Consider the following 18,203-nt stretch of genomic DNA (forward strand, 5'->3'; position numbering starts at 1 on the left):
GCTGGAGGAGGTCGGAAGCAGAACGTGCTAACATTGGCCAGAAAGACCTGGCCGTTCGTCAATCCGTCGTAGACAAACTGGAGCCCAACATGCCCTGTCAAGCGTAGAGCTCCAGTGACCCTGTCTGTCCGTCCGGCGTGGACTCACCTGCTATGCAACCCGGCGATGAATTACATCTGTAGTGACGACAGAAACATTGCGGGGCTGCGCTGTATTGAGCTTGAACTGTGAGATCAGCTGATTCAGTCGTCCAGCCTCGTTCGCAAGCGTTGCGCTAGCCGCATTGCTCTCTTCTACCATGGCTGCATTCTGCTGGGTCACCTGATCCATCTGATTAACGGCTGCGTTGACCTCGGCGAGGGCCTACAGATTGCTCGCGGGCCGAAGTGGCGATGGAGTCCATGTGTTGATTAATGGTGACGATGTAGCTTTCGATGGTTTTCAATGCCTCTCCAGTCTCAATCACCAGCGTGACTCCGCTCTGTACTTCAATTGAGGAATTCCGGATAAGGCCTTTGATCTCTTTCGCTGCCTTTGCGGACCGCTGAGCGAGCTCGCGCACTTCCTGTGCCACGACCGCAAAGCCCTTGCCCGCCTCGCCTGCACGAGCTGCCTCAACGCCTGCATTCAGAGCAAGAAGATTGGTCTGGAAAGCAATCTCGTCGATGACGCCGATAATGTTGGAAATCTCGTTGGAAGAGCGCTCGATTTTGTGCATGGCATCAACCGCATTGGCGACAACTTTTTCAGACTGAGCAGCGCTGGTATTAGCTTGGACAGCCACCGAACGGGCTTCTTCGGTTCGTTTGGACGAGTTTGCGACATTGACAGTGATCTCATCGAGAGCAGCAGCGGTCTCCTCAAGCGAAGCAGCCTGTTGTTCTGTTCGTCTTGAAAGCTCGTCCGAGCCAGTGCTGATTTCCTTTGATCCCGACAAAATGCTGGATGCAGCAACCGATACAGCGTTCAACGTTTCCTGGAGCTTATCGGCTGTCTCGTTGAAATCGGTTCGGAGGCCCGCCGTCTTTGCGGCAAATTCGGCTGTAATGCGATGCGTAAGGTTTCCATTGGCCAGTTGGGAAAGAGCTTCGGCCAACGCACCGACAGTTATACGGTCACTCTCGGCTTCCCGTTCCATCCGCTCCCTCAGAAGAATTTCGTCATTTACGTTCGTGAGTGAGCCGCAGGCGCGGATTGTTTTTCCATCTGCCTGATGGGCGCATCCACCTGTCGCCCTGAACCACTGATAAGACCCATCGAAAATCTTGAGTCGATAATTGACGCTGTACCTCGACTTACCCGTCTTATCCTCGAGATGCGCGGCGAAGGCGGCAAATGTGGGTGCCACATCATCGGGATGAAGCTTATCCGACCACGACTGCACAACGTTGGGAAACGATTGGACGTCGGTGTAGCCGACCAGACGGCGGAACTCGGCGGACCATGTCCAGATGCTCTTTGCGTGAAGCGCGTCGCCTTCGTGTAACACAGCCTCCCACAGACCGATGCCACAGGCTTCATCGAGTAGATTTGAACGTTCCTTTACGGCATCGAAATTTTCTTCGAGTTCTGCTATACGTCTGCTTTTCGAACTTCTGAACATTTCTATTTCCAACAATAAGCTGCACCTAGAACAATGCTAATGTATAAAAATTTATATATAATGAATTATCGGCTCGATCTGGAGGCGACCTCGTCGGGTGCTCTACATGTGATGTCAAGTGTATTTACTGATAGCATAGAAGGAGGCAGCCATTCCGGATTAGCAGCTTGTGGCTACTCGCAACTTTAGATAGATGGCGAAGTGGCTTGATTTGTACTTGCGCAAGCGCTCGTTATTTTTTGCATCACTTAGACCGGCGCTTCGATAACAGTATTATTGCTGCGATATCTCTCAATGTGAATTAACCCGACGCCCTTGGGGCGGTTTACGCGTTCCTTCTTTTTTCCACATCTGGCTATTGAGGGGAAACCGCCACCGGCAAGCCGCATCCGATTGGATCGGATTGGCAAGTCAGAATTGTTGTCAATTGACAAGATTGCTATCGTAAAACCGCACGGCAGTCCCGCGTTTCGAACACGATCACGCGTTCGTTGTTTTGCTCACAAATGCCGCACTTTCTAAGAAGTTAAAGCCGGGCAAGGTCCGTGCGGTTCAAAGCTACTGTACGGCTCTCTCAAATCAAATCCGAAGAATGTGAAACCTCGCTAGAAAAACTCTTTATGTAAGCGAGACGATGAAAGAATACTGGAATAAAATTCGGTGCGTGAACATAGTGATGCGACCGCCCTGGAAGCTAATTCTCGGCTCGCAGGGCGGACGCATGCCTTTTCGTTAGTCGCCTGACTGACCGGTGCTCCTTCGATCGAAAATCTTGTTGACGACCACAAAGAACACCGGAACAAAGATAACGGCGAGTACTGTCCCTGTTACGGTCCCAAAGAACGTTGCGTAGCCTATAGCATGCCTTGCACCGGCCCCCGCGCCGCTTGAGATGAGAAGAGGCACGACGCCGAGGCCGAACGCCAGAGATGTCATGAGAATTGGTCGGAAGCGCAGCTTTGCGGCCTCGAGGACTGCCTCCACAGCATTTCCTCCGGTGTGTGCCATTCGTTCACGCGCAAACTCAACGATCATGATGCCATTTTTACCTGTCAGTCCAACGACGGTCAGAAGTCCGACCTGAAAGTACACTCCATTCGTCTGATCGCCGATCAAGGCTCCCAGGAGTGCTCCGAGCACGCCCACCGGCATTGCGAGCAAGACAGCAATCGGTATCGTCCAACTTTCGTATAGGGCGGCAAGGCAAAGAAACATCGTTGCCAATGCCAGACCATACAAGGGCAAAGCCCCTGCGCCCGCTTCCTTCTCTTCCAAGGACTGCCCAGTCCATCGCAAAGTGAAGCCTTTGGGAAGCTCGGCCGCCAGACGTTCCATCTCAGCCATTGCCTCGCCGGATGAGAATCCGGATGCGGGAGACCCTTCTATCTGCATCGCTGGCAAGGCGTTGTAGCGATCTACCTGTTGCGGTCCGAATACCCAGTCCTGTGTAGCAAAGGTCGAGAAATCAACAAACTGGCCATTTGCATTCTGAACGCGCCAAAGAGCGAGATCTTCGGGTCCAGTCCTCGCATGGGGCTCACCCTGAACGTAAACGCGTTTCACGCGACCTGCGTAAAGGAAGTCGTTTACGTATGTCCCGGACCATACAGTTGCGAGGAATGATCCAACATCAGCAGCTGTGACCCCGACCGCTCCAGCTTTGCCCCAATCTATATTAAGCTCGAACTGTGACGCATCTTCTACTCCGTTCGCGCGAACAGCCGTGAGCATCGGATTTTTCGCGGCTAGCCCCAACAGTTGGTTGCGGGCTGCAAGCAACTCTTCGTGTGACTGACCTGATTCCGCCTGCAGGAACGCCGTGAAACCGTTGGAGTTGCCAAGCTCCATAACGGGTGGCGGTACAATCGGAACAACGATTGCTTCATTTATACCGCCCATTAGTGGACCGAACGCCCGTGCGGCGATGGCCTGAGCAGAGTTTTCGGGCCCGACGCGGTCCTTCCAGTCCTTCAGGCTGACGAACATCATGCCCATATTCTGGCCCTGACCCGCAAACGAAAAGCCTTGGACTGAAAAGACGGAGCTGACGTTATCCCCTTCAACTGTTCGGTAATAATCCGACACCTTGCTCAGAACCTTTTCGGTGTTCTCACTTGTGGTGCCGGGCGGTGTTTGAACGATCGTAAAGAGCGTGCCCTGATCTTCGCTTGGCAGGAAGGAGGTGGGGGTCCGCTGGTATAATACCACCATGCCAGTAACGATAAGCCCATAGATCAACAGCATTCTGACAGGCCGCTTGGTGGCGACTTTTACAACGCCGCCATAGCCATCTGTCAAACGTGTGAAGTTGCGTTCGAAACCGTCCGTAAGTCGGGCCAGCAACCCTGTGCGTTTCTTTGTGTTGTGCGGCTTCAACAACGTTGCACAAAGAGCAGGCGTAAAGACGATCGCAACGATAACCGAAAGGGCCATTGCGGACACTATTGTTACGGAGAACTGCTTGTACATTTCGCCCGTCGATCCACCGAAGAAAGCCATCGGTACGAAAACTGCCGAGACGACCATCGCAATACCAACCAACGCACCGGTAATCTCGCGCATCGATTTTTTTGTGGCTTCCTTGGGAGTCAGATGCTCTTCTTGCATCAGGCGCTCAACGTTCTCAACGACAACTATTGCGTCGTCTACGAGGAGGCCGATTGCCAGGACCATTGCGAGCATCGTCAAGGTGTTGATAGAAAAGCCGAACGCTGCCATGACGCCGAACGTACCCAACAGGACCACCGGAACAGCAAGAGCAGGTATCAGGGTGGCGCGGAAGTTATGCAGGAAGAGCAGGATCACCAGCACAACGAGCACAATCGCTTCAAGCAATGTGTCTATGACCGCCTCGATCGACAATTTGACAAATGGCGTCGTGTCGTAAGGTATAACATACTCCACGCCTTCTGGCATTGTTCGGGACAGTTGCTCAACGCGTTCCTTCACAAGTTCTGCGGTTTCCAGTGCATTCGCGCCTGAAGCCAGTTGAACCGCCATGCCCGCCGCGGGCTTGCCGTTGTAATATGTTGTAATTTCATAGTTTTCTGAACCCAGTTCCGCACGCGCGACGTCGCGAAGAAGTACCAGCCCTCCATCTGTGTCCGCGCGCAGAACGACCCGCTCAAAATCTTCGGGCGTTTTGAGAAGCGATTGAGCCGTGACCGTTGCATTGAGTTGCTGGCCCTGGGGCGAGGGCATTGCTCCAAATGAACCAGCAGAAATCTGAGCGTTCTGCGCCGTTATTGCAGTAACAACAGCTGATGGCGAAAGATCGTAGTACTTCAGTTTTTGGGGATCAAGCCAAATACGCATGGCGTATTCGGAGCCGAAAACCTGCACGCGCCCGACCCCTGTCAGCCTCGATATTGATTCAACCATGTAGGAGTTTAGATAGTCTGCCAGATCAATGGCGCTGCGCGTATTGTCGCTCGATACGAGGCCGACCACCATCAGAAACCCCGTGGCCGATTTTTCGACCGTCACACCTTGGCGAGTAACATCATCCGGTAAGTTCGCCTCTGCCTGGCTGAGTTTGTTCTGAACTTGGACCTGCGCAATATCCGCATCAGAGCCCAGGTGAAATGTGAGAGTAATCTCGGCTCGACCCGTCGAAGTTGTCGATGAGTTGATGTAACGCAGCCCGTCAAGTCCGGTCATTTCCTTTTCGATGATCTGGACGACAGTGTCTGCGACCGTTTCTGCTGAAGCGCCAGGGTACGTCGCTCCAATAACGATCGATGGTCCAGCAATGGTCGGGTATTGAGACACGGGCAGGCTAAGTACTGATAGCGTTCCGAGACCCATAATGATAATCGCGATCACCCATGCAAATACCGGGCGGTCGATAAAGAACTGTGCCATGATTACTTGCTTTCGTTGGCTTGCAAGGCTGGTTTCCCACTGTCTACTGTCACAGCGACCTCAGCGCCGGGGGCGGCCTTTTGGAAGCCGGAAGTGACAACGGCTTCGCCGGCTGCAAGACCGTCGGTGATGACGAGTTGATTGCCATCAGCCGTGAAGATTGACAGGGCCCTCTCTTCGACTTTCGAGTCCCTCACGACCCAGACATATGGCTCGCCCTTGGCGTTTCTCATCACGGAGCTTTGAGGGACGAGGATAGCACCGTCCGCCTTGGCCTGCGGTAATTCCACCTCGACATAAAGACCCGGAAGCAGCACCTGCTCTGGATTCTCAAAACTTACACGCAGCGTCACCATGCCCGTCGTGGGCTCTACTTTGGGCTCGGCTGCGGTGAGGTTGCCCTTGAGCGGGTAGCGGGACCCGTCAGGGAGGATCAGTGAAGCCGTCGCAGACTTCTCAAGTCCAGCGGCACCACCTTTCGATTGCCATCTAAGCAAATCCGTTGCGGACTGCGTAACGTCGACATTGACCGGATCGATGGTTCTGATTGTAGCCAAGGCTGTTGCCTGCTGTGCAGCGACCAATGCACCGGGGGTGGTTTCCGAAAAGCCGATCACCCCGTCAATCGGGGCTCTGATCGTTGTTCTGTTCAGATCGATTTCGGCAGTTGTCAGCTGGGCGCGGGCGCGCTGAAGCGCTGCATCCGCTCTGCTTTGTTGAGCGGCAGTGCTGTCTCGATTGGATGCCGTCCCACTGCGGTTCGCCAGCAACTCGGCTGCTCGTCTCGCGTCAATAACGGCCAGGTCAAAGTTGGCCTGAGCTTCGGCTAGCGCCGCTTTGGCTGATTCCGTCGCGCTCACGTAGTTGTCGTCATCTATTTTGTAGAGAGCCTGACCCTTCTTTACTTTGACACCTTCGTAAAAGAGACGTTCGCGAATGATGCCCGATACTTGAGGACGCACCTCTGCCTCGGTGGAGGCCTTTATCCGCCCGGGCAAGCGAGCGGTGAGCGTGTAATCTGTTGCTTGTACGACTGTGACAGTGACAGCGGGAAGGGGAGGCTGCTGCGCTGCAACAGCGACGGGCGCGATCACCAAAGGCGCAGCGAGAAGGACGCGCTGTCCAAAGCCTCTTGTCAATTTGAAGTCCATTTGGAACCTTTCTAGCTCAGGTAGCTCGCTCACAAGCATCCCGGATTTCGTAAATTTCAGACGCGACATTGAGGTGGTTTACGGCTGTCAAATGAAGAACCGCTCCACCCACCGACACGCCGGTCAATGTGATTTAATAAACATACGGTATATTTGTAAATAGCATATTCTGCGGAGAGGCAATCGGTCTTTTGATTTGATGATAAATTCTGAACACTATGGTAGACCGGATCTGGCGATTGCCAGTCCGCTAAGCCTTCAGGTCCAGTGCCAGATTGTCTTATAAGACGTAGAAAGACGGAGCGGTGCTTTACTTGCGCATCGAACAAACGCTTCATCGTGTTCCAAACATGCCTTTGCAATATCGACAACGACAAAGCGCCAATTGCCAACTTGAAAGGCAAAGCTTTTCAACCCACTTGAGGCTATCCGCGCGCGTGTATCGGAGTGCGTTGTTGGCGAAAAATGATGCCACGAATACAATGCTTACTGCTACATGCTTGAGTATCAGTGGATCCCGAATTTGGTGTCAGGAGATTGGACGCGGTGAGTGTTTCGTGGAAACAGCCTGCGCCATGGAGACGCGTCATGGCTTCGAGTGTGACCCAGGTAGTGAGCGTGTCACTGTATTGACCGGAGACGGTTTCCTGCGAAAAACAGACAAGCTTCTGTTTCACCGTCAGATTCCCTGGACGCGATCACCAAGTCGGTTGAGTGTTTTCAGTTCTGGAAGCCTTTGATGGCGATTTTGACGAGGTCTTGTCCGTATGGCACGAGCGGAAACTCGCTGCGCTCAAGCGCCCACTCCTCAAGGACCCCGAGAACGACGGCAGTCACAGCGGACGCAGCTTTTTTCGGAGTCCAAGGCGGGTTTAACGGGTTGATTTTGTTGGCTTTGGCGAAGATTCTTTCCATGGCCTTGTATGAATCCCGATCTTCTTTAGGAACTGGGCAGTCCACAGAAATGTCAAGGTGTAGCATCAGACGCATTAGTCCACGGCGCCGCTCATCGGAGTGCATATCGAACAAAATTTTGGAAAGTACGTCACCCAGCATCTCCAAGGGCTGACCTTCCACCTCGGTTTCGAGGGCATCTGCTAGCTCTCTCAGAGGGAGCTGTGATTCTCCGCGCAACGCGAAAAGGAGACCTTGCTTGTTACAGAAGTGCCAATGAACCGCCCCTCGGCTGGTCCCGACTGCGGTCGCAATCTCGTCAAGCGTTACGTTCTCAAATCCGCGTTCGAGAAAAAGCGTTTCGGCGGCTTGAAGAATCTGCCGTTTTGTTTCGGCGGCGTCTTCTTTAGTTCTTCTCATTGCAAACCCTCCGGTGCTTGGCGTTCCCTATTAGATTATGGCGCCAAGTGTCAAATATGCGCGGTGCGCGCAAGAAAGCACAACACGAAGCTCACATCAACTTTTTTGACATACAGTCAGAACGTATGTATATGAGAATTTCACCGAGGGGTTATCAAGCCCCCCCTGTTCCACGCATTTTTCAGGAGACACGCGCATGGCAAAAAACAAACCCCGTGCGAGGAGTGGTCATTCCGAAAAGCGTTCACTCTTGTCGTTCCGCTTCCCTGTCCTTCAGACGCTTCGGCGAATTTATACGATGGCCTGGTGGAGCAGAACCAACCGCTTCACGGGACCGGGTGACTGGAGGCGGGTCATTGCTTTGGGCGTTGTTCTCATCGACTTCGCGATCCTCGGCTTTCTTTCGTCATTGGTGGGAAAGCTGGCAGGTTACTTGCCTGGGACGTCTTCCATGTTCGGAGGGTTGCTGACTTGTATTATCATGTTGCGGTTGAGCCGACCTGCCATCTTTCTGGATTGGACGCTCTTAGGTGTTTTCCAGATTTGTCTGGGCATACAAGTCCAATTGGGTCTGTCCGATTCAGGAGTTTTTGGAGCCGTCACGTTTTATTCCGGTCTGATTGCGTGTGCAGCGTTGCTGATCGCCATCGGGTTCAACACTCATGTTTTTGCCGGCAGAGCATGGCTTCTGGCGGGCGGGATCTGCTCGCTGATCATGTCAATCGCAAGCATCGCGGAAAAACTGTTTGTCGGGCATATGGGTTCAGACAACACTCTTCTTATCATGCTGACAATTCTGGGTCTTTCTATCGTCGGAATGGGAACGTCCCTAAGAAGCAAATGATTCGATGTCACGATCGCTCCACGGCGCTCGCTGTTAAAACTTCCATAATTGCACCTGAGACGACTTCCAAAACCATCTGCTCGCATTTCTCCTGCAGGAAATGCATTCCTACCGGCCGAAAGCAGTCGACGAGTGAATTGATCGGCATCCGGAGCGCACTTTGTGGTATCGCTATCGCAACACTATTCGGGTCCTGCCTCTCAGGTTTCCGTGTACTGGTTTGCGGACACTGAGTTGGCCGGATAGTTGGAAAAAGCCGTTCCAAGCTCGCAGGCGTGCCAATCTACATGTCATGGTTTATGGCTCTCGCGGGCGTTGTCACGTGCTGACCGGTATGCACCGAAACACGATGGATTGCCTGTTTGGAGGCTATCGCGGCCAAGCCAACATCGCGCAAGCTACCATCCGATGGAGATCGGATCGAGAAGCGCCTATTTGCGGCAGGTTCAGAGTAGCCTGAAGGACTCCGAGAAAGTGCCACACTAACGCCTCGATGTCCGTCAACGAGGCCAACTCTCCATTTGAAACCGCAGCGGTAACTATCTCTCTCAAGATCACCCGCTGAGCCTCTACTCCCTCCAATGCCGCGGTCTTCCCAGCGGGGGGCAGCTCGGTAATGTCAGCGCAGGCCTTTACAAGCATACACCCGCCGGACCTCTGCTTTACAGGGGCGTCTGCCACAAACTCGAGAAGCAGAGCGTTCATCTGTTCGCGCTTCGTGTCAGCTTGGACGAGACGCATACGCTGCATAACTCGACTATTATACGTTACCAACACCTCGTGAAAAAGCCCTTCTTTATCCCGGAACCGTTTGTAAAGACTAGAACGTGACAGTCCCATCGCAGCCGAAAGTTCGTCTATGGAAGCTGCCACATAGCCATGGCGCCAGAAGATCTGCATTGCGCATTCTATCACCACGCTATCATCGAATTGCTGTTTGCCGCTCATACCGCCACCTTGACATTCTGGAATGATCGGTCCAACTATGTTGGACCGATCATTCCAGAATAAGTGAGTTTGGAAACATGTCCAGCTTTTTGCAACCCGAACAGGCACTTCGGATCGCTGTAGCAGGCGCAACTGGTCGGGTTGGAGGAGCGCTTGTTTCCAGCTTGTTGAGCGACAGCGTTGAGATAGTCGCACTGAGCCGTAGTCCGCAGGCAAATATAGCACCCAAAGGGGTCGCAGTCGTTACAATTGATTTTGACGACCCCGCGTCATTGGTGGAAGCGCTTCGTGACACCGACCGGCTTTTCCTGTCGCATGGCACGTCGGCGCAGCAGGTTGCCAATGAGATCGCGTTGATCGATGCGGCGGTCACCGCTCACGTCTCCCACATCGTAAAGCTTTCCGTCATGGGGCCAGCCTCCAAGCTGCATCCATTTGATTGGCACATGCAGATCGAGGCTCATCTTGCGCAACAGGATGTTGGATACACGATCCTGCGGCCCTCCTCGTTTGTCGATATACTTGGGCGTGCCGGCGCTCCAGTTGCTGCGGGAGCATGGGGTGGTGCCGCGGGCGATGGTCGGGTAAACCTGATCGATACAAGAGACGTTGCTGACGCCGCACGCATTGCCTTGCTCGATATCGCCTTTGCGGGTTCTAAACGGGCTTATCATCTCACGGGCCCCTCGACGGTTAGCATGCCGGAAGTCGCTGACGAACTCACAAGACTTCTGCGCAGAACCGTGACATACCAACACCGCACCGCAGAGGAACAACGCGAAGTTCTGATGGCTTCAGGTGCCAGCGAGCTTGTGGCGAATGTTCTGGTTGGAATTGATCAGTTGTTCAGGGAATCCGTGCTTGCAGAAACCACCGCGACATTTACGGATCTCACAGGCAGGCCGCCACGATCTGTCTCTGCATGGCTGAGCGAAAACATAGCGATGTTCGAAAGCCATTGACCGGTCCCAGCATCATTCGGCACGTCTAAGAAGACAACGTCATACGATGGCCATCCAGATGAAGACATTCAACATGAGCCAATGACAGTGCGGAGAGATGTCGCTCCCCGCACCCTGCATCCTGTCGTTCAAGCCGATAGGATAATCTTCATCGCTTTTTCCCGCGCCGCGTTACCAAACACCTCATATGCTTCAAGGATGTTATCAAGGTCGAACCGATGCGTGATGAGTTTGAGTGGGTCAAACTTTCCCGCCTGAACGGTTTTGAGAAGCATCGGCGTGGTATTCGTGTTCACCAGTCCCATCGAGATGTTGATGTTTTTGATCCACAAGTCCTCGATGTGTAAGTCCACGGGTTTTCCATGCACTCCAACGTTCGCAATCTTTCCGCCAGCCGATACGATCTTCTGGCAAATATCGAAGGTCGCCGGAATACCCACGGCTTCAATCGCGACATCAACACCTTGGCCGCCCGTCATGCTCATAACTTCAGCCGCTACATCCTGCGTGCCCGCCTCGATCGTATCGGTGGCCCCAAACTGCCGTGCAAGCCCAAGCCGCGCATGATCCCTGTCAATCATGATGATACGTCCGGGGGAATAGAACTGTGCGGTCAGAAGAGCCGACATGCCCACCGGCCCAGCACCCACGATTGCGACGGTGTCGCCGGGTTTAACCCCGCCGGCCTGGACACCGATCTCAAGTCCAGTAGGGAGGATATCTGACAACATGACTAGAGCCTCCTCATCTGCGCCTTGAGGAACTGGGTATAGAGAATTGTCACCGTGCCGAATACGAACGTACTCGGCCTGGGTGCCGTCAATCATATGACCGAGGATCCAGCCGCCGTCGTTGCAGTGAGAGTAGAGTTGTCGTTTGCAGTTGGGGCAAGATCCGCAGGAGGTGATGCAGGATATGAGAACGGAATCGCCCTTTCTGAAATTGCGCACGGCGGCGCCGACATCGTCGACGATGCCGACACCTTCGTGGCCAAGCACTCTCCCTTCCGTCACAGCCGGTACATCGCCCTTGAGAATATGTAAGTCCGTGCCGCAGATCGTTGTCTTCGTGATCCTCACAATGACGTCCGTGGGTTCCAGAACTTGAGGTTTCGGCTTTTCGACCCAGTTCGTTTTTCCTGGTCCGTAATATACTAACGCTTTCATGGTTTCCTCCCTATGGGGCACGCCCCGCAACATCACACTGCACAACTCACACAAACCGCTCTCCAACCTGCACTGAAGCTAGGGTCCAATATGCATAGCGGGCCGCAGTTGGCAGGGACAGTTGCAACAAGGTAAGGCGATAGTCGAAAGGGGAAGTAACTACTCATAAGCAGAAGAAAATTGCCATGCGCGGCGAACATGGCCGTTGAGGGATGCCCCCGCCAAGCAGCGCAGAAAGAGATCCGCGCGCACTTTGAAACGAAAAATTCGCATGTTTATGCAGATCTTTCGAACCAGTCGTCGTTTGATACTATGGCTTGACCGGACGATTTTGCAGGGTTTGAAACGGGGTCTCTCCGAACCGTCGCTGATAGATTTGAGACATGGCGTGCAAATTCACGTAACCTCTCGCGGCTGCAATTGAGGTCAATGTTTCCCCGGCGGGTGCGGATTTCAGCGCCTCGTTCATTCTGTCAAGCCGACGAGCGCTCAGAAAGTCATGAGGGGTTATTCCCCTGAATCGACGAAAGCCATCCGACAGACTGCGTGCTGAAATTTCAAGCTGGGCGGCTATACCCATAATGGTCGGTGCCGTGTCTGCCTGCTCCATCATAAGGCGCTCTGCCTCACGGACGTACCGGGGTGCTGCGCCCCTGGCTCCGGTTTCCAGATTCATATCTGCATTTTCAGCCCAGTTCCTCAGCAGTTCGAGGCAAATCGTCTCTTCGATGCGCTTCTCAATCAAGGGATTTTCAATTCGGTTGTTCCGGGCATCAATTGATCGTGTTGCATAATCGAGCAGAGACAGCCAGGCGGAGTGTTCCTTGCCGAAAAGTAAGCGGCTTTTCCAAAGTCGGTCGTCCGGGATGAAGCCGTACCAGCGCTGTGCGGTTTCTTCCATAAGGTTATGGGGAATAGTCAGGTTGAGTTGCAGATCGTGACCATCGGCGATGTTCCAGTAGTCCGTTCGGCTACAGTCGACGACATAACTATCGCCTTGCCTGGTATCAACACTGTTCTTGTCTCCAAGAGGATGACGAACGCCTCCCTTCAAGGTATTGACAACGATGATATTGCCCGAGTTTGGGTCGAAGTCGTCCGCCCTGGTCGGCACCCCGAAGCAAAAGCGGCTGAAAACTATTTGTCCGACCTTCAATGTTCGCAGTGTAGCGTTAGGGTCAGCCCCTTTTACAAGCGGTCGTGTCGCAAGCGGCATGTAAACCCTATGACAGAACGCGTTGACCTCGCCCCATTCACGCGAACCGGTCAGCTTGCCTTCAAGAAGTGGTTGACCATGAGCGTCATGTAAAAGCGCAGAATTCAGCATGGGTATCTCCTCTGTCCCATCTGCCGCATTCTACCACTGTAGCAGAAGAAAGCGTGTGCTGCTGTCAATTGGTACAGAGAAGCGTGAACTGACGCCATCTGCTGATAGTCGGCTCTTTGAAATTTGGCCGGATTGCAAAACACAAAGTCCGGGCAGTGAAATCTGAACTGAAATTGTCAGGTTAATACTGCAGCCAATCTAACAAGGGGATTGCTGCGCAGATGACGACTTCGAATGATGACCTGACGAGCGGAGATTATGCGAAAGCACACGACTCCTCAAAAATTGGGTTGCGTGTAGCGGCATACGGGATGGCCTCTATGCTGTCCGTCAGCGGTGCACTTGGACAGGAAGCCAATAGCGGTGTCGTGAACACTGAAGGAGCGACGGTTCTCGAAACCATCACAGTCACGGGTCGCAAGACAACGGAAGATCTCAAGGATGTACCGCTAAGTGCGTCGGTGATCGACCCCGAGATACTAGAAACAAGCGCAGCCGACCCCGGAACGGCAATAGCGACCGCTCCGAATGTGCAGTGGCAAAGCCAGACGGTCGGCAGACAGTTTTTCTCGATTCGAGGTGTGAGTTCCCTGGGCGCACCGCTCAATTACTCAGACGGTACTGTCAGCTTAAATGTCGACGGTGTTCCCAACAGTATGATTACAGCTTCAAGCCCACTGCTGGACGTTGACCACGTGGAGATCCTGCGTGGCCCGCAGGGAACTCTCTGGGGCGCGAACTCCCTGGGTGGAGCGATCAATGTCGTTACCAATCAGCCCGATGGCGAGCGTGAGGTCAAGGCCACAACCGAAATCGGCGAAAACGGCTATCGCATGGGAGAATTCATCCTCGGCGGAAACATTATCCCAGACAGCGTCGACGGTCGCCTTGCGGTCCGGTTTACGCATATGGACGGCGATATCGACAGCCTTTATACCGACGACCTAAATGCGCGGATGATCGGTGCCGTGCGGGGTGGGTTGCGATTTACTGGCCTGGACGACACCACTATCACCGTCACCGGGAGCTATTTCCGTGACAGGAACACCGCCCCGTTTTACGTCCTTGGCAATGCGGCCGGTTTCCCGCTCAGCGGATCTCTCACGGAGCCCGAAAACGTCACCAGCCACGGCGATGGCGTCGTTTCGATTACCCATAATTTCGACGCCTTCGATCTGACTTCGGTAACGTCGATCCAGCACAACAAGATCGACGGCTATCTCGACAACACCGACGCGCTGATTTCCCCTGCGTGGTTTCCAAGCGATCCAGCGAGCCTCGTCGACCGGGAAAAGATATACAGTCAGGAATTCCGGTTGAACTCTCTGCAGGGTGATCCGGTTCGCTGGGTAGTTGGTGCCAGTGTGGCTTATTCTGACCTCCACCGTGATTGCTTCGCCACGAACTGTGCTCCTTCCAATACCATCAAGATGACGGCAGATCTGCGCGCCCTAAATCTCGGTCTGTTCGGTGATGTCTCCGTGCCCCTCGGAGAGTCCTGGGAAGTCTCGCTTGGTGGAAGGTTGAGCCATGATCGCATAAAGATGCGCAAGGGTAGCGACTCCGGAGATCCGAGATTTAACGGCGAGGGATCAGTCGATGACACATACCTGACTGGAAGAACGTCGATTGCCTACAAATGGAACGACAATGCCCAAACCTATGCCTCCGTCTCGCGAGGGCAGTCAACACCCGTCTATCCGCTGTTCGGCTATCCGACCACGGGCGTCCTTGATGATCCGTATCCCGCCGCCAAGGGATGGACCTACGAAGTCGGGACGAAGGTTACATTGTTCGATAACCGCCTTCAGCTTGATGGAAGCGTCTTCTATAACGATATCAAGAACGGTACGGTCTTTTATGTGGACCCGAGTGCCATGGCGCTTGCGGCGACCTATCAGGATTACGAGACGTCAGGCTTAGAGCTTCAGGCACGAGCAGAACTCGCCAAGGATTGGGTGGTCACCGGCGGCGTCGGCTACACGCATTCGAAGCTGGGAAGGAGCGGTGCCAATGCGGGAACGGAAGGCAACCAAGTGCCCAACATACCGGAATGGAGTACAAGCGTCGGTCTGGAGTATTCGACGCCGGTTTCCATCTTCGATCTGGATGGTGAGGTGACAGCCGCAGTCCAGTATCAGTTTAACGGGAAACGCACGGCGGATGTTGCCGACACCTTTGAGCTTTCTTCCTATAGTCTCGTGAATGCGCGGGTAGGGTGGAAAAATAGCGGCGCTGACTTTGAAATCTATGGTTTCGGCCGCAACCTCTTTGATGAGCGTTACGAGACATTTGCGTCCGCGGGATTTACCCCCGGCGACCGATATGTCGGGGTCGGGCGTGGCAGAATTCTCGGGATCGGGATGAGCAAGAGCTTTTGAGTGCGTTCTTTCCGGGTGGTATGGTCTCATGAGGTCACGCTGTTTAGATGTCAGGGACGCACAAGACCGGAGTAATAGATGTCCGTTTTCGATATTCCCGTAAGCCACCACGTGGATCCAGACACGCTGAGACGCTCGCTTGTTACTCTTGGGATGATCGCAATCATTGATGGATGGAGGAAAGAACGACATAGCCACCGAAGAGGCGCGCTCATCTTTAATGTGAAAGGACTGGTTACTTGTGAGGCTGAGGGAGGCCTGTGGATGGTTCCGCCTCATTGTGCGCTCTGGATTCCGGGCGGCGTCGTGCACGCCCCACATTTGGCAGGCAACCTCGAGTGCTATACGGTTTTCATAGAGCCGGAGCGAGTGCCATCGATGATGCAATCCTGCGCGACAATCCATGTAACACCGTTGATGAGAGAACTGATCCTGCGAACGGCAACTTTTCCCGAAGAGTATTCAACGGGTGGAACGGAGGACCGGATCGTGCAGGTTCTCGTGGATGAACTCTCGGCTGCGAAGGAAGAAAGTCTTTTCTTTCCCATGCCGGCGTCCCCCAAGCTGCGTTCTCTCGCGTCGATGATGGTGAACGATCCATCCGACAAGGCCAGTCTGGCACAGTGGGCTTCACGGATAGGGTTGAGCGAACGAACTCTCAGCCGGTTTCTGATGGCAGAAACCGGCATGAGCTTTGGCCGCTGGCGCAGGCAGCTTCACATCCTGGTCGCGTTAAAACGGCTCAGCGCCGGAGACTCGGTCCAGAACGTCGCCTTCGATCTTGGCTATGAAAGCTCCAGCGGCTTCGTAACGATGTTCCGCAAGATCCTTGGCAAGCCGCCGGGCAGATATCTTCACGAGCGCAATATCGCAAAATCGTTATGACGCGGCAGACTGCCCGACCTGCCTCTTTGGCTGGATTGAAAAAGCATTTGGCCGACGGGCCGGCATGACCTGACCGGAGTGCCAATCTACCTTGGCTTCGCATTGAGGATGCCCGTAAAAACTGAGCAGGAGGCAGCATTGAGCTTCAACACGCCCACGTTTCCGACCTTCTTGCCTCATTCTGCCGGATAAACTCTAATGAAGAGGTTCGAACCTTGATGTCAACCTACCCGCCACAGCCGTGACGACCATAGGCATAATCGCGCGATAGGCAGTCGCTCAACGTCCAAACTGGTGATGGGGCTGGTATAAGTTTGGCGGTGAACGGCCGCATGAGCTGCGGGACACGCCGCCCTTCAGCGAACGAATAAGGCTCCGACGCTGCACGAACAGCCCCACTGACGTTCAGTCGCAAGATCGTAGGATACTAAGATCTACCGGAATTTGCGGCTTGGATCTGAATGATTGGGAGGGAATAGAGTTCTCATAGGCGTCCGAAGGTTCGGGTTCCATAACATACATTATGCAATCTAAGATTGCTTCACTAATTTTAATACAATTTATGAGGACCGCCTCGTGACCTGTCTCACCTGACAATTTACGGAGTAAAATATGCAACATTGGCTGGATAAGCTCATCGACCTTGCTGCGCTTCGGGGCGATGAGAATGTTCTCAAGGACGCTCTGACCCATCTTGCCTATCGAGCGGGTTTTTCCGGCTATGCCTATCTATATATCCGTCCGGGCCAGACGATCGCATCGTCAAATTACCCATCCGAATGGCATTCGATCTATTTTAAGCGGAAGTTTGAGTCCATCGACCCGATCGTAAACCGCGCAAAGTCGCTGAAGCGTGTGTTTACGTGGAGCGGACAAGATGGTCGGCAGCGCCTATCGAAGGAGGAGAGAGCGTTCTTTGACCAAGCAGCGGATTTCGGGATTCGCTCTGGAGTTACCGTTCCGATTCGAGCGGCCAACGGATCAACTTCCATGTTCACGCTTGCTTCTGACAAATCCTCAATTGAACTCATACGCGATATCGATCCTGTCGCGGCAGCCGCAGCTGTTGGGCAGCTTCACACACGCATGACCCTGTTGCCCCTAACGCCGACTGCACAGCACCCGGCCTGGCTCGACCCGAAGGAGGCCGCGTACCTCAACTGGATCTCGGTCGGCAAGACGATGGAAGAAGCTGCCGATCTCGAAGGCGTCAAATACAATTCGGTGAAAAGCAAACTTGAGGAGGCGAGAAAGCGCTTCCAGATCCATACGATGCCGCACCTGGTGGCGCTGGCCATCCGTGCTGGCCTTATCTAACCTCAAATGCTCAGTTTACCGACACCTTCGGGATGTAGCCTAAAATGCCAACCAGAGCGCTAACTGCGTTCATCTGTGCATGCATCTCGATCATCGCTTCGATGTATTCGAGATGCTGGTCTCCACCGACTGATTTTCCCGTCTGGTATTCCTCCGGTAGCGCCTGGAAAAATTGATCGGCCTTTTCGACAAGTTGCCTGTGCAACCTGATGGCGTTGGCAGTCAGTATCTCAAGGTCGGCATTCGGAAGTCCGCGCGTCAGCCCGATCACCGGGCGCAATTCACATGTGTCCGACACTGCTGAATCTTTCAAATCCATTGGTGATCCAACCCTTGAGTATAGTCTGCGGTGCGCCCCCGCAAACGTTAATCTCTGATCCCAAGCCGGGGGTTGGAAACTGTACTCGGACAGTCCTGCGACCTTTAGCACCGGAGCACCTG

The 18,203-nt window shown here is 53.8% G+C and carries 12 protein-coding genes and 1 pseudogene; 5 read left to right on the forward strand and 8 right to left on the reverse strand.

Annotated elements, in window-relative coordinates; translation table 11 throughout:
• Positions 1-150 precede the first annotated feature (150 nt).
• The 4 genes and pseudogenes from CRO62_RS00815 to CRO62_RS00835 form a co-directional block, all read right to left on the reverse strand.
• Positions 151-1,603 (reverse strand): annotated as a pseudogene (locus CRO62_RS00815) (PAS domain-containing methyl-accepting chemotaxis protein).
• Between the two features lie 732 nt (positions 1,604-2,335).
• Positions 2,336-5,467: an efflux RND transporter permease subunit gene (locus CRO62_RS00825; RefSeq protein WP_097098783.1), complete on the reverse strand. Its 3,132-nt coding sequence runs from the start codon at positions 5,465-5,467 to the stop codon at positions 2,336-2,338.
• Between the two features lie 2 nt (positions 5,468-5,469).
• Positions 5,470-6,618 (reverse strand): efflux RND transporter periplasmic adaptor subunit, encoded by a 1,149-nt coding sequence (locus CRO62_RS00830; RefSeq protein WP_097098869.1) that lies wholly within the window; start codon positions 6,616-6,618, stop codon positions 5,470-5,472.
• 720 nt (positions 6,619-7,338) lie between these two features.
• Positions 7,339-7,932 (reverse strand): TetR family transcriptional regulator, encoded by a 594-nt coding sequence (locus tag CRO62_RS00835; RefSeq protein ID WP_097098784.1) that lies wholly within the window; start codon positions 7,930-7,932, stop codon positions 7,339-7,341.
• Positions 7,933-8,128: 196 nt separating this feature from the next.
• On the opposite strand from CRO62_RS00835, the gene CRO62_RS00840 reads away from it, so the two are divergent.
• The gene (locus CRO62_RS00840; RefSeq protein ID WP_143539365.1) at positions 8,129-8,776 is read left to right on the forward strand and encodes a hypothetical protein; all 648 of its coding nucleotides are present in this window, start codon (positions 8,129-8,131) and stop codon (positions 8,774-8,776) included.
• A gap of 369 nt (positions 8,777-9,145) precedes the next feature.
• On the opposite strand, the gene CRO62_RS00845 is transcribed toward CRO62_RS00840, so the two are convergent.
• Positions 9,146-9,724 carry a TetR/AcrR family transcriptional regulator gene (locus tag CRO62_RS00845; RefSeq protein WP_097098786.1) on the reverse strand — a complete coding sequence of 193 codons (579 nt, stop codon included), beginning with the start codon at positions 9,722-9,724 and terminating at the stop codon, positions 9,146-9,148.
• Between the two features lie 77 nt (positions 9,725-9,801).
• Between CRO62_RS00845 and CRO62_RS00850 the strand changes: the two genes are divergently transcribed.
• A complete protein-coding gene (locus tag CRO62_RS00850) occupies positions 9,802-10,686 on the forward strand; it encodes an NAD(P)H-binding protein (protein WP_097098787.1) in 885 nt (294 codons plus the stop codon).
• A 128-nt stretch (positions 10,687-10,814) separates the two neighbouring features.
• Here CRO62_RS00850 and CRO62_RS00855 read toward each other — a convergent pair whose 3' ends face one another.
• Positions 10,815-11,852 (reverse strand): zinc-dependent alcohol dehydrogenase family protein, encoded by a 1,038-nt coding sequence (locus tag CRO62_RS00855; RefSeq protein ID WP_097098870.1) that lies wholly within the window; start codon positions 11,850-11,852, stop codon positions 10,815-10,817.
• 310 nt (positions 11,853-12,162) lie between these two features.
• Positions 12,163-13,179 (reverse strand): AraC family transcriptional regulator, encoded by a 1,017-nt coding sequence (locus CRO62_RS00860; protein ID WP_097098788.1) that lies wholly within the window; start codon positions 13,177-13,179, stop codon positions 12,163-12,165.
• A gap of 221 nt (positions 13,180-13,400) precedes the next feature.
• Here CRO62_RS00860 and CRO62_RS00865 point away from each other — a divergent pair, with 221 nt between their 5' ends.
• From CRO62_RS00865 to traR, 3 genes are all read left to right on the forward strand, one after another.
• Positions 13,401-15,560, forward strand: coding sequence for a TonB-dependent receptor (locus CRO62_RS00865; protein WP_097098789.1), 2,160 nt, complete (start codon positions 13,401-13,403; stop codon positions 15,558-15,560).
• 78 nt (positions 15,561-15,638) lie between these two features.
• Positions 15,639-16,445 (forward strand): AraC family transcriptional regulator, encoded by an 807-nt coding sequence (locus tag CRO62_RS00870; RefSeq protein ID WP_097098790.1) that lies wholly within the window; start codon positions 15,639-15,641, stop codon positions 16,443-16,445.
• A gap of 612 nt (positions 16,446-17,057) precedes the next feature.
• Positions 17,058-17,762 carry an autoinducer-binding transcriptional regulator TraR gene (traR, locus tag CRO62_RS00875; protein ID WP_097098791.1) on the forward strand — a complete coding sequence of 235 codons (705 nt, stop codon included), beginning with the start codon at positions 17,058-17,060 and terminating at the stop codon, positions 17,760-17,762.
• Between the two features lie 10 nt (positions 17,763-17,772).
• Here the strand turns inward: traR and CRO62_RS00880 are convergent, their stop codons facing one another.
• Positions 17,773-18,081: a transcriptional repressor TraM gene (locus CRO62_RS00880; protein ID WP_097098792.1), complete on the reverse strand. Its 309-nt coding sequence runs from the start codon at positions 18,079-18,081 to the stop codon at positions 17,773-17,775.
• Between the last annotated feature and the right edge of the window lie 122 nt (positions 18,082-18,203).

The sequence above is a fragment of the Rhizobium sp. AN6A genome, assembly GCF_900215635.1.
In the GTDB taxonomy this organism is placed as follows: Bacteria; Pseudomonadota; Alphaproteobacteria; order Rhizobiales; family Rhizobiaceae; genus Agrobacterium; species Agrobacterium tumefaciens.

Coding starts and splice junctions, on each gene's coding strand:
- CRO62_RS00850 (WP_097098787.1), top strand. CDS start 9,802: ATGTCCAGCTTTTTGCAACCCGAACAGGCACTTCGGATCGCTGTAGCA.
- CRO62_RS00830 (WP_097098869.1), bottom strand. CDS start 6,618: ATGGACTTCAAATTGACAAGAGGCTTTGGACAGCGCGTCCTTCTCGCT.
- CRO62_RS00880 (WP_097098792.1), bottom strand. CDS start 18,081: ATGGATTTGAAAGATTCAGCAGTGTCGGACACATGTGAATTGCGCCCG.
- CRO62_RS00825 (WP_097098783.1), bottom strand. CDS start 5,467: ATGGCACAGTTCTTTATCGACCGCCCGGTATTTGCATGGGTGATCGCG.
- traR (WP_097098791.1), top strand. CDS start 17,058: ATGCAACATTGGCTGGATAAGCTCATCGACCTTGCTGCGCTTCGGGGC.
- CRO62_RS00845 (WP_097098786.1), bottom strand. CDS start 9,724: ATGAGCGGCAAACAGCAATTCGATGATAGCGTGGTGATAGAATGCGCA.
- CRO62_RS00840 (WP_143539365.1), top strand. CDS start 8,129: ATGGCAAAAAACAAACCCCGTGCGAGGAGTGGTCATTCCGAAAAGCGT.
- CRO62_RS00870 (WP_097098790.1), top strand. CDS start 15,639: ATGTCCGTTTTCGATATTCCCGTAAGCCACCACGTGGATCCAGACACG.
- CRO62_RS00865 (WP_097098789.1), top strand. CDS start 13,401: ATGACGACTTCGAATGATGACCTGACGAGCGGAGATTATGCGAAAGCA.
- CRO62_RS00855 (WP_097098870.1), bottom strand. CDS start 11,852: ATGAAAGCGTTAGTATATTACGGACCAGGAAAAACGAACTGGGTCGAA.
- CRO62_RS00835 (WP_097098784.1), bottom strand. CDS start 7,932: ATGAGAAGAACTAAAGAAGACGCCGCCGAAACAAAACGGCAGATTCTT.
- CRO62_RS00860 (WP_097098788.1), bottom strand. CDS start 13,179: ATGCTGAATTCTGCGCTTTTACATGACGCTCATGGTCAACCACTTCTT.